A 16,042-nucleotide genomic window follows, 5' to 3' on the forward strand; every position below is an offset into this window, starting at 1 on the left:
GAAAGCCCTTCTCTAAAACTGGTTTCATCATGCAGCATCCAGAATCCCATAAGGCGGGATCCAGCCGGTTCCGCTTGTTTTCCCCGATCCTGGCCGGAGCCACCTTGCGCGAACGGCTGATCGCGTGCCTTGGTGCCTTGATCGGCATCGGCCTTACCGGCGTGATCAGCGGCTATCTCTTCGGTCAGGGGCCGCATCTTCCGCTCATCGTCGCGCCGATGGGAGCATCCGCGGTGCTGCTTTTCGCGGTTCCAGCAAGTCCGCTTGCCCAGCCTTGGTCGATCATTGGCGGCAACACCATTTCAGCCATGATGGGTATCATCGCCGCCTATCTCATCCATGATCCGATCATCGCGATCGGGGTCGGCGTCTCGCTTGCGATCGGAGCGATGTCATTTACGCGATGCCTGCATCCGCCAGGCGGTGCTGCCGCCTTGACCGCCGTTCTCGGCGGTCCGGTCGTCGCAGGCTGGGGCTTCCTGTTTCCGTTCGTGCCGGTTGCCTTGAACTCCTGCATACTCGTCGGCCTCGGACTTATGTTTCACAAGCTTTCCAGGCGCAATTATCCGCATGTCGCCGCAAAGCCTGCCGAGAATATCCATCAGACACGTGATCTTCCGCCGCCCTTGCGGGTGGGCTTTCGAGAAGAAGATGTCGATGCCGCCTTGGGCGTGCTGGACGAGACCTTCGATATCGATCGCGCCGACCTCAGCCGCCTCTTGCGGCAGGTCGAACTGCAGGCAGCGGTGCGATCGCATGGAGATATAAGCTGCGCCGACATCATGTCGCGCGATGTCATCGCCATTGGCGAGGATGCTAAGCCGGATCACGCGAGACATCTTCTGCTGAAGCACAATATTCGAACATTGCCGGTCAAGGATCGAGAGGGCCGCCTGATCGGTACGGTCGGTTTGCGTGAGCTCTCCGGCGGCCTCGACGCCATCGCGCACGCCATATCGAAACCGGCTGTCGCCGATGCGACCGATCCTGCTCTTTCGCTCCTGCCTGTTCTGACGGACGGACGCACACACGCGGTCATCGTCATTGATGCCGATCGGCGCGTTCTTGGTCTGATATCGCAGACGGATTTGTTGAGCGCGATGGCGCGACTTCTGCCGCCCCGCGATGCCCCGGCTCAGGCCGTCGCCTGAAATCCGCGCGGAGGTTTCGACATACTTCCATCTTCGAGCGATGACAATGCCGGTCAATGATCTACCGATTGGTGAGGAAGTCCATGAGCACGACAGCGTTATTGTGCTCGGCGTCTCTCGCACCATAAAGAAGCGTGGCAGTCGATGGCCCGATCTGCTCCCTAAGCTCTTCCACGGCCTTCGAGTTCTTCTTGAGCTCATCCTGGTAACGCCGGCGAAATTCATCCCATTTTTTTGGATCATGATCGAACCAGCGTCGCAGCTCGGCGCTTGGGGCGATGTCCTTCAGCCAGGCGTCAATATGAGCGTCGTTTTTGCTGATGCCGCGAGGCCATAGACGGTCGACGAGGATACGCTTGCCGTCGCCGTCATCAGCGGGTTCGTAAATTCGTTTGATGCGCAGAGGCATGTTCATCGTCTTTCCAGGGCGGCTGCCCTTGCCGATGATAACATCCGTCTGCGGAGCTTGGTCAATAATCAGAAGACCAGTGTTTTTGTGCCTCAGAAATCGGCGACCTTGCCCCAAACGGATGAGGCGAAGCGGCTTGGATGATAGGGCGTCGGATCGACGACAGGCGCAGCACCGGTCACGATGTCGGCGATCAAATGGCCGGCGCCGGGTCCGATCCCGAAACCATGGCCGGAAAATCCGGCGGCGAGGATGAAGCCGGGAAGGCCCTGGATTTCCCCAATGCCGGGAACACCGTCCGGCGTGCTGTCGATATAGCCGGCCCAGGCGGCCGTGATCCTCGTCTTGTGAAGCTCCGGCAGGAGTTCCAGGGCTCTCGCATGCGTCAGTTCGATCGTGGCATGGTCCGGTCTTGGATCGAGAATGCGCATATGCTCCATCGGCGTCGTTCGGTCGAGCCGCCAGCGCTTCAGCGATTCATGACCGGAGCGAAAGCCTTCGAGGCCGCCGGGCGACAGGCTTTTTCGCCGCTTGAGGAACATGGGAATGAATTGCGACGAGAACCTCAATTGCTGAGGCGTCACGTCAACCCGGCCGCGACCGCTGATGGCCAGCGTATAGCCGCCGTCGCCACGTCGCGTGACCGATACGCCGCTGGTGTGCAAGGCATCCGGCAATCCTTCGGCACCGGCCGAAACGGCCAGAATGGATGAACGAACGGAGGCTTGAGGAAAGCGAATGCCCAGCTGTCGGCAGAAGGATGACGACCAGGCGCCACCGGCGAGAATCGCGGTCTTGGTGCGGATCGCGCCGTTTTCGGTGATCACGCCGCTGACGCGCCCCGCTTCCGTTTCCAGACCTCGGGCAGCGCAATTCTGATGGACCGTGCCGCCTAGCTTCATGATCGCGCGTGCCACCGCCGGCGCCGCATTGGCCGGATCGGCAACCCCGTCCGTCGGCGAGAAAACTCCACCTTTCCAGATGCGCCCCGTGGCGCGGCCACGTTCGCTCGCTGCAGCGCTGTCGAGCATATGCGTCGTGACACCGACGGTTCTCGCAAAGTCGTGCCAGCGCGCCCAACCGGCGATCTCCTGTTCGTCATTGCTGAGATAGAACAGGCCACAGCGGCGGAAGCCTGTGTCCTCGCCGCTATCGGCGGCAAATCGCTCCCAAAGATCGAGGCTTTTCGTCGCGATCGGCAGTTCCCGCCCATCGCGGTTCTGCTGCCGGCACCATCCCCAATTGCGGCTGGATTGCTCTGCCCCGACCCGGCCTTTTTCGACAAGGGCGACGCGCAGGCCCGACCGTGCGAGATAGTATGCGGCGAAAACGCCGACAATTCCTCCGCCGATCACGACGACATCGGCTGACTTCGGCAATATCGGCGAGCTTTCGACAAGGCAAAGCGGTGCAGGCATGCGCGATCTCCAGGTTCGAACCAAATCTACCCCATTGCTTCGCCAGACGTTGCCGGAGATGGTGGATCCACAAAATTTTATGCCGTGATTGATGCAGTCTATAAACTATTGTGCTTCAAAGGAGATTTGTCTTCCCGATAGACATAACCGGGCAATATGCTAGGCTCTGCTTTGCGTGATAACAGCATTTTGTGCCGTCTTCTCCCGGCGCTCTTTCAATGGCGGACCTCTGATGAAACTGGATCGGATCGATATCAAAATCCTCTATGAGCTTCAGAGAAACGGCCGCATCACCAATGTCGAGCTGGCGGAACTGGTGGCTCTTTCACCCAGCCCATGCCTGATGCGAGTCAAACGGCTGCAAGCGGAAGGATATATCGAAGGCTATTCGGCCCAGATCAACCTCGCCAAGCTCGGCCAGACGCTGACCGTCTTTACCGAAATCACCCTGAAGAACCACCGGCAGATCGATTTTGCGCGCTTCCTCAACGTGGTCGAGAAAATCGACCAGGTGATCGAGTGCCATCTCGTATCGGGTGGCTACGACTATCTCATCAAGTTCGTCACCGCCGGGATCGGCGAATACCAGACCATCATGGAACGGCTGACCGATATGGATATCGGGATCGACAAATATTTCAGCTTCGTCGTGCTGAAATCACCGATCGTCAAGTCGCATATGCCGCTGACCAGCCTGTTTCCCATGTAACGACCTTTCAAGGCCAGATCGGCGGCTTGAGCCGGATGATTTTAGATCGAGTCGACCTAAAATCTGAATCCGCTCTAGAATCAAAGAAGTAGAGCGTGATGTCGTCCGAAATCCCCTGACACTTTTCGGCATCACGCTCTAGCCGTGCCCATATTCGCGCTTGAGCTCCGGGTCCTGGACGAGATTGTCGAGCCAGGTCGGATCGAGCTTCGGAACCGACCCGAACAGCAGCTGCGAATAGGGGTGGCGGGGCGCATTCGCGGTCTCGCGCGTGATTTGCTCCACCTTCTTGCCGCCATACATCACGACGATCTCGTCGCAGATTGCCTCGACGACCGAAAGATCGTGACTGATGAAGATGTAGGACAGATGCAACTCACGCTGCAGTTCCTTGAGGAGATCGATGATCGCGGCGGCAACGACGGTGTCGAGAGCGGAGGTGATCTCATCGCAGATGATCAGGCGTGGTTCGGCGGCAAGGGCGCGGGCGAAATTCACGCGCTGCTTCTGTCCGCCTGACAATTCCGACGGATAGCGATAGCGAAGCGTGCGGGGCAATCGCACCATGTCAAGCAGTTGATCGACCCTCGCCGCCCGCGCCGCGCGATCCATTCCGTGATAAAATGCCAGGGGCCGCTCGAGAATGTCGGCGATCGACTTCGCCGGATTGAGTGCGGTGTCGGCATATTGAAAGACGATCTGCATCTCCCGCAATTGATCGCGCGTACGCGATTTGGCGGCGCGATCGATATCGCTGCCATTGAAGCCGATGGTGCCCGACACGGCCGGCAGTATTCCGGCGATCGCACGCGCCAGCGTCGACTTTCCACATCCGGATTCGCCGATGATGCCGAGATTCCTGCCTTTCTCCACCTCGAGACTCACGGACTGAACCGCGCAGACCGCCGGCAGGCCGTTGGGTTGGAGATCGCCATAGCCGGCAACCAGGCTGTCGATCCTCAATACGGGCGCAATCGACCCGCTTGTCTTGCTATCCCGGATGGCCTGCTTCGGCTCGAAGGCGGCCAACAACTCGCGCGTATAGGGATGGCTTGGTCGCGTCAGGATCGCTTCGGTCTTCGCAAGTTCCTGGATTTCGCCGCCCTTGAGCACGGCGATGCGATCGGCGATCTGGGCGACGACCGCCAGATCATGTGACACATAGACTCCAGCAATATTATCGGCGCGAATGACGGATTTGAATGCTTTAAGCACGTCGATCTGCGTCGTCACATCGAGCGCGGTGGTCGGTTCGTCAAAGATAACGAGCTTGGGTTCGCCGATCAGGGCCATGGCCGCTGCCAGTCTCTGCAACTGGCCGCCGGAGACCTGATGCGGATATCGTTCGCCGATCGTCTCGGGATTTGGCAGCGACAGCGCCCGGAAGAGCTCGATCGCGCGATGACGGGCCTGTTCGGGAGGCATCAGCCGGTGAATGCGGGTAACCTCGATCACCTGTTCCATGATCTTCGTGGCCGGGTTGAAGGCGGCGGCCGCGCTTTGCGGGATATAGGCAACCGTCGTGCCACGAACATTTGCGCGCTCGCTTTCGGAAAGCGCGGCCATGTCCTGACCATCCACGTAAATCTCGCCGCCGGAGATGCGGCAGCCCTCCCGCGCATGTCCCATGAGCGTCAGCGCGATCGTCGTCTTGCCCGAGCCGCTTTCGCCGATGAGGGCGATGATTTCGCCCTTCGCTATGTCGAAGCTGACATCCTTGATAATCTCGATGACGCGGCCGGAATCTGTCCTGGCCTCGACTTTCAAATTCCTGATTTCAACGAGGTTGGTCATCATCATGCGCTCCTGTCCCTGATCCTGCGTGGCAGGTTGTCGATCAGCAGGTTGACGCTGATGGTGAGGCTGGCAATGGCGAAGGAAGGCACGATCACGGCAGGGGCGGCGAAGGGCAGGCCGCCGATGTTCTCGCGGACCAGGGCTCCCCAATCGGCATGGGGCGGCTGCAGGCCGAGGCCGAGAAAGGAAAGGCCCGAGAGCAGGAGCACGACAAAGACGAAGCGCAGGCCGAAGTCCGCCAGGACCGGCCGGATAATGTTCGGCAGGATTTCGGAGGCGATGATATAGCCGACCTTCTCGCCGCGGATACGCGCAACGGTGATGAAGTCCATCGTATTGATATTGACAGCGAGCGCGCGAGCAAAGCGATAGGCGCCGGGCGTGTAGATGACGGCGAGCGTAATGATCAGGACGGGAATGGAAGAGCCAACGGCGGCAACGACCACCAGGCCGAAAAGCTTGCTTGGAATCGAGTTCAGGGCATCGAGAAACCGGCTCAGGATCGTGTCGAACCACCCACCGATGACCGCGGCCGTCATGCCAAGCGCCACGCCGCAAAGACAGCAGAGCGCCACCGCAGCCAAGGAAATGCCGACCGTGTAGCGCGCGCCCATCAGGACGCGCGAAAGCATGTCTCGGCCGAGATAGTCCGAGCCGAGCCATAATTGATCGCTTATCGGACCGAAATAGTCCGTATCGACGATGTCACCGACGGAGTAGGGGATGATATAGGGCGCGAACAGGGCGACGGTCGTCCAGCCGAGAATGATGGCGAAGGCGACGACGCCAACGGGGTTGACCCTGTAGCCAAACAGGGATGGAGTGCGGGGAGCCAAGCTTTTCGTGGTCATCGCAGCCTCGGATTCGACAGGATGGCAATGATGTCGGCGGCGGTGATCAACAGGAGATAACCAAGGCAAAAGATCATCGCGCAGCTCTGGATCAGCGGCAGATCGCGGGTCGCGACCGCGTCCACCATCAGCTTGGCGATGCCTGGATAGTTGAAGATCGTCTCGACGATGATGACGCCGCCGACGAGATAGGAAAGCGAAAGCGCGATGGCATTGACGATCGGCCCGAGAGCATTGGGCAATGCGTGCCTGAACACCATGCGGCTGCGTGAGGCGCCTTTGAGCAGCGCCATTTCGACATAGGGGGTCTTCAGCGTCTCAATAAGCGCTGCCCGGGTCATGCGGATCATTTGCGCGGAGGTGACGAAGGTGAGCGTGATGACCGGCATGGCATAGATTTTCATGAGGTCGAAGAGCGTATGCGCCTCGCTCGTCGACGACAATGCCGGCAGCCAGCGCAGATAGACGGCAAACAGCAACACAGCGAGCGTCGCGACCATGAATTCGGGCACTGATATGACGCCGATCGAGATGACGGTTACGAGCCGATCATAATAGGAGCCGCGAAGCATGGCGGATGTGATGCCGAGCAGCAGCGCGAGCGGCACCGAGACGAGCGTCGTTATGGCGGCAAGCTCCAACGTCGCGACCAGGCGGCCGCCGATCAACTGCGCGACAGGCATGTTATTCGCGTAGGAAATGCCGAGGTCGCCTCTCATCAGACCCAAAAGCCATCCCATGAATCGCAGGATCGCTGGCTCGTCGAGGTGCATGGCCTTGCGCAAGCCCGCAACCGCCTCGGGCGTAGCCGCCTGGCCGAGCAGGATCGAGGCGGTGTCTCCCGGCAGCATGCTGGTTGCAAAAAAGACGGCGAACGACACGATCAACAAGGAGATGATCGCAATTAAAAGCCGGTTCAGGACAAGAATGGAAACCTCGGATCTCAAACAAATCGCTCCTGCGGCGTTCTACGAAACGAATGGCGTTCGCGGGACGGCTCCCGGTGGCGGCCGCGACCGTCCCCGGGAGAGATGTCCAGCAGGGGTCAGGCCTGGAGCCAGAGATATTCCGCCATCGCGTAGCCCATCATGCCACCGAGCGGATTGGCTTCCAATCCGTGTACCTTGCTCGAAATGGCATCCACATTCGAGATATAGGCAGGGATGATGGTGCCCGCCTCGTCGGCGATCATCACCTGCATTTCGTCGTAGATCTGCTTGCGCTTGGTCTGATCGAGCAAGCCGCGAGCTTCGATCAGCATCTTGTCGAATTTCTCCGACTTATACTGGCTCTCGTTCCATGGCGCGTTGGAGGCATAGAGGAGCGAGAACAGGATGTCGGGCGTCGGGCGCGGATTGATGTTGCCGAAATGGATCGGCGCCTTCAGCCAGTAATTATCCCAATAGCCGTCAGACGGAACGCGCTGGACATCGAGCTTCATGCCGATATTCGCGCCCGCGGCCTGGATGATCATTGCCATATCGATCGACGAGCCTGCCGCGTCGGATGCGATCACCGGAATGGACTGTCCGAGCACGCCCGCCTTCTGGAAATGGAACTTGGCCTTGTCCGGATCGAAGGCTTTCGGCTTCAAGTCATTGTTATGGTAGATGTTCGCCGGGGAAACGGGCTGATCGTTGGCCACTTCGCCAAAACCGCGCAGTGCCGATTTGACGATCTGCTCGCGATTGACCAGGGACTTCATCCCGTCGACGAAGTCCTTCTTGTTCCCCGGCGTCATGTCGAGGCGCATGTTGAGGTTGGTGTAGTTGCCGCTTGTCGTTTTCGAAAGTGCGAAGCCGGACTGGCCATCGACCAGCTTCACGGCGCGGGGATTGATGGCGGCGGCAAGATGGATGTCGCCCGAGAGCAGGGCATTCACGCGGGCATTGTCATCGCTGATCGCGAAGAACTCGAAGGAATCGAGATAGGGCTGGCCGGACTTCCAGTAGTTCTTGTTCTTGACGACGACTGACCGATTACCCGGGTCGAAGGTTTCGAGAACGAAGGCGCCGGTGCCGTTGCCTTTCGAAAAGTCCGTCGTGCCATTGGCGACGATCATGAAATGATGCAGGGCCAGAATGGTCGGCAGGTCGGCATTCGGGTCGGCAAGCGTGATTTCGACCGTCGACTTGTCGATGGCCTTGAAGCCGGTCATCTGGGCGGCGATCTTGGCGACCTTGGAGCCGACGCCCGGGTCGAGATGGCGTTTCAGCGAGAAGACGACATCGTCGGCCGTCAGTTCCTTGCCGTCATGGAAGGTTACGCCCTTGCGCAGCTTGATCGTCCAGGTCTTGGCGTCCTTGCTTTCGATGCTCTCGGCAAGCTCCATTTGTGTCACGCCGGCCTTGTCGATGAAGGTCAGGCGATTGTAGAGCGAGCAGCAGCGCACATAGTCCGTCGACAGGGATGCCTTTGCGGGATCCAGCGTGTCGGCGGTCGAGGACGACCAGCCGGCCCCCTTGAAAGCGCCGCCGGAAACCGGCGCTGCTGCGACGGCCTGCGTGGCGCGGCCGAGAATGATGCCCGCCGATGATATCGCAACACCTCCCGCCAGCATCAGTTTCAGGAGGTCGCGCCGCGTTGCACCGCGCCGGATGGCGTTCTCCACCATCGCGTCGTCGGCGGTGGTCCAGTTCGTAATTCCGTCAGTCATCTCATTCCCCTTTTTCTATTGATTGATGGGATGCCCGTCTTGGTCGCAAGCTCTCCCGGGTTGGGTCACTGTCTTTCGGTCAGCCTTTCCTTGACCGCCGAGGCGAAGGCCGCCATCGACGTGAAGTGGTAGTCGGGTTGAGTGAATCTCTCTGGCTCTATCGTGCCGCCATAGCCGTCCTGCGCATGACGGCGCTCGATCCAGCAATTGGTCAGCCCAAGCTTTCGCGAAATGCCGATATCGTGGTACTGGCTTTGAGCGACATGCAGAATGTCGTTCTTGCTCGCTCCTTTGCCGCCGACGAATTCGAATACCTGTTCGAAGAAGGCGGGATCTGGCTTTTCCGTGCCGGTGTCGTCGGTCGTGAAGCTCGCGAAGAACGGCGAGCCGAGCTTTTTTTCGAAGTGATCGAGCGCCCAGCGGCGAGCGTTTGTCATGGCGACGAGGCGATGCGTTTTCTTGAGCTCGGCAAGTGCTGCCGCGCTATCGTCGAACGCGTTCCAGTTGGCGACGGAATCACGCAGTCGCTGCGCATATCGATCTTTCGGCAGGCCAAGGGCGGGCGCAATGACCATGTAGACCCGTGAGAGATCATCCGGAAAGAGTTCCGCGTCCTCGCTGTAGCGCGCCTGGCGATAGAGCCTCAGCGCCTCTTCGCCATCGATGGAGGTGCCAGCTTCAGCCGCAATCTCGGCGAGGCAGGTCTTTATGCCACCTTCGAAGTCGATGAGGGTGCCGACGACATCGAAGGTAAGATATTTGAAGTCCTGAAAGTCTTTGGCCAAGTCATGCTCTCCTTCATGATCCGCTGCGGACAAGCCGCTGCAGCATAAAATTCTGACCCAAAGGGCGGAAATCGTCCTGCGAAGGCCCGGAAAAGCCGGCTTTCAGCCGTTCTAGGAAGCAGTTTGGCAGTTCCTGAACGGCGAAGTCGCCGAATCGATAGTGTATCGCGGCACAAAATTCCGAATTTCCGGCTCTGTCCGACATTTCGCCAACGAAGAACGGCATATGCCGCTTCAACGCATGGCGTCCCGAACGTCCGGATCTTCCAAAGTCTGGTCGAGGGTCTTTCGTGTGCGCTCCAGGATCGCGTCGATATCATCGTCCGTGCAGCAGAGCGGTGGGGCGTATCCAAGCACGCCATGGGCGAACGCGCGGATGACGAGGCCATTGTTCCAGGCGCGATCGAAGATCCTGCGCGCCGGCGCGGCGGCACTTGGCAATGGTGTCTTCCTGGCCTTGTCGACGACCAGTTCGATGGCTGCCAGCATCCCGCGGCCGCGGACGTCGCCGACCAGCGGATGGTCTCGCAGGCTTTCCAGCCCCTCCATCAGGCGCGCACCGGCCTTTATGCCGTTTTCGAGAAGGCCGCCCTCATAGAGCTTCAGCACTTCGAGCCCGACTGCCGCGCTGACGGGATGGGCCGAATAGGTGTAGCCATGGCCGACCGCCGCACTACCGGCGCTGTCAGCGATGACATCATAGACGCGATCGGACATGAACACGGCGCCCATGGGCACGTAGCCGGAGGTCAGGCCCTTGGCCGTCGTCATGAAGTCAGGGACGATTTCGTCATACGAGCAGGCGAACAGCGGACCGGTCCTGCCGAAGCCGGTGATGACCTCGTCGGCGATGAAGAGAATGTCATATTGGCTGCAGAGATCGCGGATCGCCTTGAGCCAGCCTTTCGGCGGCACGATGACGCCGCCTGATCCCTGGATAGGTTCGGCATAAAATGCCGCCACGCGCTCGGCGCCGATCGCTTCGATCTTTGATTTGAGGTCCGCGATCGAGGCGGCAATGATCGCATCCGCCGCTTCGCCGGCCGGATTGCGGTACGGATAGGGGGAGGGGATCTTGTGCTGCCAGTCGAAGGGGACGCCGAAGCCGGCATGGAAGCCGGGTAGCGCCGTGAGGCCGGCTCCAACGGTCGAGGACCCGTGGTAACCCTGCTCGATCGAGATGAACTGGTCGCGCTCCGGCTTGCCCTTGGCATGCCAATAGTAGCGGACGAAACGCACCGTGCTGTCGACGGCATCCGATCCGCCGAGCGTGAAGAAGATATGATTGAGATCGCCGGGCGCCCGGTCGGCGAGTTCGGCGGCAAGGCGAATGGCCGCCTCGCAACCGATATCGAAGTAACCCGTCGCATAGGGCAGTTCACGCATCTGGCGGGCTGCTGCTTCAACGATGCTCTCATGCCCGTAGCCCGCGTTCACACACCAGAGACCGGCAAAGCCGTCGACAAGCTGATGGCCCGATGCGTCGGTGACGGTTGCGCCTTTTGCGGATCGCAACACCCGCACGCCCAGTTTTTCATGGCCGCGATAAGATGAGACAGGATGGATGAGGTGCGCGCGATCAAGTTCGATGAGCGAGTTGGCGAGCATGATGATCTCCAAATTATCCAAGAGCCTGATTGGCCAATGCAAATATTCTCGCGTCCCGGCCGAGGGCTCCAGCGCCGCCCGGGCGCCGCATCGCGATACCGCCGCCCACATGGCTAAGGCCGATCTGCGCCAGCCAGCCGGTCAGCCCCGAGCTTTCGTTCGTATCGACGCGCAGGAATTCGCTCGGCTTGCGAAGGGCAAGCGCAGTTATCAACGATTTCGCATCCTCGGCATTCGATGCGACGACAGGCCCGATCACATCGCCGCGCCCAAAGGCGCGCAGCGCGCCGAATGCCTCGATACGGCCGCGTCGCCGAATGACGACTACCTGCGCGACATCTGTGAGCGCGTCGATCAACGTGCAGCGATCCGCACCGAAAGCTGCGCGGTCGAGCGCTTTGATCGCGGAAAAATCATCGGTGGTCGCGGCCTCGACATCCCCAGCCTGCGCAAGGTCGGAAAGATGGCCCTGATGCTGAAAGATCTCGCCCTCGGCGACAAAGCCGAGCTTGCGATACAGCGGCAGTCCGTCCGTGGTTGCAATGAGCCTCAGAGGGCGGTGGCCAGCCAGCGCCATTGCCGCATCCATGAGCTTGCGGCCAAGCCCGCGGCCGCGCAGGTTTTCGTCGACGATCACCATGTTGATCGTCGCGCAATCTTCTCCATAGGGAGTCATCAGGATGGTGCCTACGACGCGACCCGTCTCGTCCACGGCTGCTGCGCCTTGGCTCAAACGCAAGGCCAGACGCCAGTCCTCGGCACGATGAGGCCATTTGGCTTGACGTGAGAGGGCGAGGGCGCCGTCTATATGCTCCGGTGTGAAGCTGACCAAATTTATGCTGTCGGTTCGCATGGGGCATCCTTTCCTTGCCCCAAGTCTCGGCGATCCCCGCATGGCAGATTATCTGAAGGCATGGTTCGTCGTGATATCTTTCGCCGTAGCGGGCGCGCTTGGCCGCATCTTATGCTGAAGATCCTTTTTCGGTCGCTCCGCAATGGTCCAAAAACAACGTCGCGACGCATATCCGCTGCAACACTCTGCCAAAGGACGCCGCGCATACGAAACAATATGCTTTGCGGACACGCCAATTCGATCACGTCCGTCGTGGGACTTCAGCCTATGATCGTCTCATAAAGAACGCAGATGCCCTTTAGATAGAGGACGAACGGACATGGCGCCTTTCCGGCCGAAATACATCACCTTCGATTGCTATGGCACGCTCATCAATTTCGAGATGGCCGAAGCGGCTCGCGACATCTATGGCGCCGAGCTCGATGAGGCGAGGATGCTGCAATTCATCAAGAATTTCGCCGCCTATCGGCTGGACGAGGTTCTCGGTGATTGGAAGCCATATGCCAACGTCGTTCACAATGCGGTCGAGCGGACCTGCCGCGCGAATGGCGTCAAGTTCCGCGCGGAAGACGCCAAAGCGATCTATGAACGCGTGCCCGGCTGGGGGCCGCATCCCGACGTGCCGGCCGGACTGGCGAAGGTTGCCAAGGAAATCCCTCTGGTCATCCTGTCCAACGCGATGAACAGCCAGATCATGTCGAATGTCGAGAAACTCGGCGCGCCTTTCCATGCCGTCTATACGGCAGAGCAGGCCAATGCCTACAAGCCGCGCTTCAAGGCGTTCGAATATATGTTCGACATGCTGGGCTGTGGGCCGGAGGACATCCTGCATTGCTCGTCCTCTTTCCGCTATGATCTGATGTCGGCGCATGATCTCGGCATCAAGAACAAGGTCTGGGTCAACCGTGGTCATGAGCCGGCAAATCCCTATTACGGCTATGTCGAGATCGCGGACATATCCGGCCTGCCCGGCGTCGTCGGACTTTAAGGGAAAGGCAGATTCATGAAATTCGTCTCCTATTGGCATGACACGGCGCCGGCCTTTGCCGGAGGCCGGCAAGGCCACGTCGAAGGGCATTACGACGCCTGTGTCATAGGAGCCGGTTTCACCGGACTGTCCGCGGCCCGGCAACTGGCCAAGGCCGGTGCGAGGGTCGTCGTTCTCGAAGCCGAGCGTGTCGGCTGGGGCGCCTCGGGCCGTAACGGCGGTCATCTGAACAACGGTCTTGCCCACAGTTATCCAGCCGCCAAAGCCGAACTCGGCAGGGAGAGGGCGATCGCGCTCTATAAGGCGCTCGACGCCTCCATCGATACGATCGAGGCGCTTGTCGCCGAAGAGGGCATCGACTGCAATTTTCGCCGGGCCGGAAAGCTGAAGCTGGCATCGAAGCCGCAGCATTTCGGATCGATCGCCCGCAATTTCGAAGAGGTTCATGCCGAAGTCGATCCGGATACGGCGCTGCTTACGCCGGACGATCTCAAACAGGAAATCGGCTCGCCTTTCCATGGAGCCATGCTCTTCAAGAAAAGCGCGATGATGCATATGGGCCGCTACGCTGCCGGCCTCGCGGATGCAGCGGTTCGCCATGGCGCGGCAATTTATGAGGCGGCGCCGGTGACGAACAGGCTGCGGGAAAAGGGCAGGCATCGGTTGGTGACACCGCGCGGCGAGATCACGGCCGACAATGTGCTGGTGGCGACCGGCGCCTACACGACCCCGAATTTCAGCTATTTCCGCCGGCGGATCATCTCGGTCGGCAGCTTCCTGATCGCAACCCGACCGCTGACGGCGGATGAGATCGCATCGGTCATGCCGGGAAACCGCACCTGCGTCACCTCGATGAACATCGGCAACTATTTCCGCCTCTCCCCCGACAACCGGTTGCTATTCGGCGGCCGGGCACGATTTTCCGCGACCTCCGACCATCGTTCCGACGCCAAGAGCGGCGCAATTCTGAGAGCGGGTTTGGCCGAGATATTTCCCCAGCTTGCCGGAGTCGATGTCGATTATTGCTGGGGCGGTCTCGTCGATATGACCAAGGATCGCTATCCGCGCGCCGGCTATCATGATGGAAGCTGGTATGCGATGGGCTATTCCGGCCATGGTGCTCAACTGTCGACGCATCTCGGCATGATCATGGCCGATGCCATGCTCGGCCGCGAGGATCGCAATCCCATGAGGGATGTCGATTGGCCGGCCGTGCCGGGTCATTTCGGCAAACCATGGTTCCTGCCGTTGGTGGGCCTCTACTATAAGGCGCTGGACAAGTTCCAGTAACGACAGTTGCCGGGACCATGGCGGGCCGATCGCGAACAGAGTGACCCGCTATGGTACTGGATTCTGATCTAGCCCAGCCCGCCCATGTGAAAGCTTTTCATCTCGAGATATTCCTCGATACCAGCTTGCGCGCCCTCACGGCCGATCCCGGATTGCTTGACGCCGCCGAAGGGGACAACTTCCATCGACACCGAGCCGGTATTGAGCCCGACCATGCCGAATTCCAAGGCCTCGCCAACGCGCCAGGCGCGCTTGAGATTGTCGGTATAGAAATAGGACGCCAGGCCAAAGGGCGTGCCGTTGGCGATCGCGATCGCCTCCTCTTCGGTCTCGAAGCGAAAGAGCGGCGCCACCGGTCCGAAGGTCTCTTCGCCGGCAAGCTCCATCTCTGTCGTTGCCCCGGTCAGGACGATCGGAGCCGTATATTGTCCGCCGTCGGGTAGCTGCCGGGCGGCTGTGATGATCGTTGCGCCCTTTGCCAGCGCGTCGCGGACATGCCGGTCGATTTTCTCGATTGCCGCCTGGTTGATCATCGGGCCGATCGACACGCCGGCCTCCGTGCCCGGCCCGACCTTCATGGCATCGACCTTCGCTTTTAGTTTCGCTGCGAAGGTGTCATAGACGCTCGATTGCACAAGGAGCCGGTTGGCGCAGACGCAGGTCTGGCCGCCATTGCGGAACTTGGAGGCAAGCGCGCCTTCGACGGCCAGATCGAGATCGGCGTCGTCGAAGATGATGAAGGGCGCGTTACCGCCGAGTTCGAGGCTGAGCCGCTTGATGCTGCCGGCGGCACCGCGCATCAGCAGCGCGCCAACCCTCGTCGAGCCGGTGAAGGAGATCTTGCGCACGGTTTCGTTGCCCATGATCTCGTTGCCGATCTCGGCCGGCATGCCGGTGACGATATTGATGACGCCGGCCGGGATGCCGGCGCGCTCGGCGAGGACTCCGAGGACGAGAGCGGAATAGGGGGTGAATTCCGAGGGCTTGATGACAACGGTGCAGCCTGCGGCAAGGGCGGGCGCGACCTTGCGCGTAATCATCGCATTGGGAAAATTCCAGGGCGTGATGATGCCGCAGACGCCGACCGGCTCCTTGAGCACGATGATGCGGCGATCGGGTGTGGGAGACGGTATCGTGTGGCCGTTGATGCGGCGGGCTTCCTCGGCGAACCATTTCACGAAGGAGGCGCCATAGCGGATTTCCCCACGGGCTTCATCGAGCGGTTTGCCTTGCTCCGTTGTCAGAATGAGGGCGAGATCGTCGACATTCTCAAGCATGAGATCGTGCCAGGCTTCGAGAAGGGCGGCACGTTCCGCATTCGTCTTGCGCCTCCAGCTGCGCTGCGCGCGCTCGGCAGCCGCGATCGCGTTGCGCGTCTCCCTAGAACCCATGTCGGGCACCGTGCCGATGGTAGCCTGTCTGGCGGGGTCTTGAACATCCACCGCCGCGCCTGAGGCCGCCGCGACCCAGGCTCCATCGATCAATCCTTTGTCACGAAAAAGCTGCTTGTCTTTCAAATCCAACATG

The 16,042-nt window shown here is 60.2% G+C and carries 14 protein-coding genes; 4 read left to right on the forward strand and 10 right to left on the reverse strand.

What is annotated here, in order from left to right; all coding sequences use genetic code 11:
* The first annotated feature begins 29 nt into the window (after positions 1–29).
* Positions 30–1,151, forward strand: a complete 1,122-nt coding sequence (locus GDN47_RS19525) for an HPP family protein (protein WP_152094040.1) — start codon at positions 30–32, stop codon at positions 1,149–1,151.
* 61 nt (positions 1,152–1,212) lie between these two features.
* Here GDN47_RS19525 and GDN47_RS19530 read toward each other — a convergent pair whose 3' ends face one another.
* Positions 1,213–1,560 carry a DUF488 domain-containing protein gene (locus GDN47_RS19530; protein ID WP_113388855.1) on the reverse strand — a complete coding sequence of 116 codons (348 nt, stop codon included), beginning with the start codon at positions 1,558–1,560 and terminating at the stop codon, positions 1,213–1,215.
* A 92-nt stretch (positions 1,561–1,652) separates the two neighbouring features.
* Positions 1,653–2,978, reverse strand: a complete 1,326-nt coding sequence (locus GDN47_RS19535; protein WP_113388722.1) for an NAD(P)/FAD-dependent oxidoreductase — start codon at positions 2,976–2,978, stop codon at positions 1,653–1,655.
* Between the two features lie 232 nt (positions 2,979–3,210).
* Between GDN47_RS19535 and GDN47_RS19540 the strand changes: the two genes are divergently transcribed.
* Positions 3,211–3,687 carry an Lrp/AsnC family transcriptional regulator gene (locus tag GDN47_RS19540; protein ID WP_092713673.1) on the forward strand — a complete coding sequence of 159 codons (477 nt, stop codon included), beginning with the start codon at positions 3,211–3,213 and terminating at the stop codon, positions 3,685–3,687.
* Positions 3,688–3,825: 138 nt separating this feature from the next.
* On the opposite strand, the gene GDN47_RS19545 is transcribed toward GDN47_RS19540, so the two are convergent.
* From GDN47_RS19545 to GDN47_RS19575, 7 genes are all read right to left on the reverse strand, one after another.
* The gene (locus tag GDN47_RS19545; RefSeq protein ID WP_152094155.1) at positions 3,826–5,481 is read right to left on the reverse strand and encodes an ABC transporter ATP-binding protein; all 1,656 of its coding nucleotides are present in this window, start codon (positions 5,479–5,481) and stop codon (positions 3,826–3,828) included.
* Between the two features lie 2 nt (positions 5,482–5,483).
* Positions 5,484–6,335, reverse strand: coding sequence for an ABC transporter permease (locus GDN47_RS19550; protein ID WP_145321543.1), 852 nt, complete (start codon positions 6,333–6,335; stop codon positions 5,484–5,486).
* Entirely contained in the window at positions 6,332–7,282 is a 951-nt protein-coding gene (locus GDN47_RS19555; RefSeq protein WP_145321546.1) for an ABC transporter permease, read from the reverse strand. Before GDN47_RS19555 ends, GDN47_RS19550 begins: the two co-directional genes overlap by 4 nt.
* A gap of 98 nt (positions 7,283–7,380) precedes the next feature.
* Positions 7,381–8,991 carry an ABC transporter substrate-binding protein gene (locus GDN47_RS19560; protein WP_113420816.1) on the reverse strand — a complete coding sequence of 537 codons (1,611 nt, stop codon included), beginning with the start codon at positions 8,989–8,991 and terminating at the stop codon, positions 7,381–7,383.
* A gap of 65 nt (positions 8,992–9,056) precedes the next feature.
* Positions 9,057–9,776 carry an HAD-IA family hydrolase gene (locus GDN47_RS19565; RefSeq protein ID WP_152094041.1) on the reverse strand — a complete coding sequence of 240 codons (720 nt, stop codon included), beginning with the start codon at positions 9,774–9,776 and terminating at the stop codon, positions 9,057–9,059.
* Between the two features lie 234 nt (positions 9,777–10,010).
* Positions 10,011–11,384, reverse strand: a complete 1,374-nt coding sequence (locus tag GDN47_RS19570; protein ID WP_152094042.1) for an aspartate aminotransferase family protein — start codon at positions 11,382–11,384, stop codon at positions 10,011–10,013.
* Positions 11,385–11,397: 13 nt separating this feature from the next.
* Entirely contained in the window at positions 11,398–12,237 is an 840-nt protein-coding gene (locus GDN47_RS19575) for a GNAT family N-acetyltransferase (RefSeq protein ID WP_152094043.1), read from the reverse strand.
* Between the two features lie 319 nt (positions 12,238–12,556).
* Between GDN47_RS19575 and GDN47_RS19580 the strand changes: the two genes are divergently transcribed.
* On the forward strand, positions 12,557–13,225 hold the full coding sequence (locus GDN47_RS19580; protein ID WP_113353169.1) for a haloacid dehalogenase type II: 669 nt from the start codon (positions 12,557–12,559) through the stop codon (positions 13,223–13,225).
* Between the two features lie 15 nt (positions 13,226–13,240).
* Entirely contained in the window at positions 13,241–14,515 is a 1,275-nt protein-coding gene (locus GDN47_RS19585; protein ID WP_152094044.1) for an NAD(P)/FAD-dependent oxidoreductase, read from the forward strand.
* 68 nt (positions 14,516–14,583) lie between these two features.
* Here the strand turns inward: GDN47_RS19585 and GDN47_RS19590 are convergent, their stop codons facing one another.
* Complete coding sequence (locus GDN47_RS19590) at positions 14,584–16,041, reverse strand: NAD-dependent succinate-semialdehyde dehydrogenase (RefSeq protein ID WP_152094045.1); 1,458 nt, start codon at positions 16,039–16,041, stop codon at positions 14,584–14,586.
* Position 16,042 lies beyond the last annotated feature (1 nt).

Source organism: Martinezella dioscoreae (assembly GCF_009176305.1).
Classification (GTDB): Bacteria; Pseudomonadota; Alphaproteobacteria; order Rhizobiales; family Rhizobiaceae; genus Rhizobium; species Rhizobium dioscoreae.

Coding starts and splice junctions, on each gene's coding strand:
- GDN47_RS19525 (WP_152094040.1), top strand. CDS start 30: ATGCAGCATCCAGAATCCCATAAGGCGGGATCCAGCCGGTTCCGCTTG.
- GDN47_RS19530 (WP_113388855.1), bottom strand. CDS start 1,560: ATGCCTCTGCGCATCAAACGAATTTACGAACCCGCTGATGACGGCGAC.
- GDN47_RS19535 (WP_113388722.1), bottom strand. CDS start 2,978: ATGCCTGCACCGCTTTGCCTTGTCGAAAGCTCGCCGATATTGCCGAAG.
- GDN47_RS19540 (WP_092713673.1), top strand. CDS start 3,211: ATGAAACTGGATCGGATCGATATCAAAATCCTCTATGAGCTTCAGAGA.
- GDN47_RS19545 (WP_152094155.1), bottom strand. CDS start 5,481: ATGACCAACCTCGTTGAAATCAGGAATTTGAAAGTCGAGGCCAGGACA.
- GDN47_RS19550 (WP_145321543.1), bottom strand. CDS start 6,335: ATGACCACGAAAAGCTTGGCTCCCCGCACTCCATCCCTGTTTGGCTAC.
- GDN47_RS19560 (WP_113420816.1), bottom strand. CDS start 8,991: ATGACTGACGGAATTACGAACTGGACCACCGCCGACGACGCGATGGTG.
- GDN47_RS19570 (WP_152094042.1), bottom strand. CDS start 11,384: ATGCTCGCCAACTCGCTCATCGAACTTGATCGCGCGCACCTCATCCAT.
- GDN47_RS19575 (WP_152094043.1), bottom strand. CDS start 12,237: ATGCGAACCGACAGCATAAATTTGGTCAGCTTCACACCGGAGCATATA.
- GDN47_RS19580 (WP_113353169.1), top strand. CDS start 12,557: ATGGCGCCTTTCCGGCCGAAATACATCACCTTCGATTGCTATGGCACG.
- GDN47_RS19585 (WP_152094044.1), top strand. CDS start 13,241: ATGAAATTCGTCTCCTATTGGCATGACACGGCGCCGGCCTTTGCCGGA.
- GDN47_RS19590 (WP_152094045.1), bottom strand. CDS start 16,041: ATGTTGGATTTGAAAGACAAGCAGCTTTTTCGTGACAAAGGATTGATC.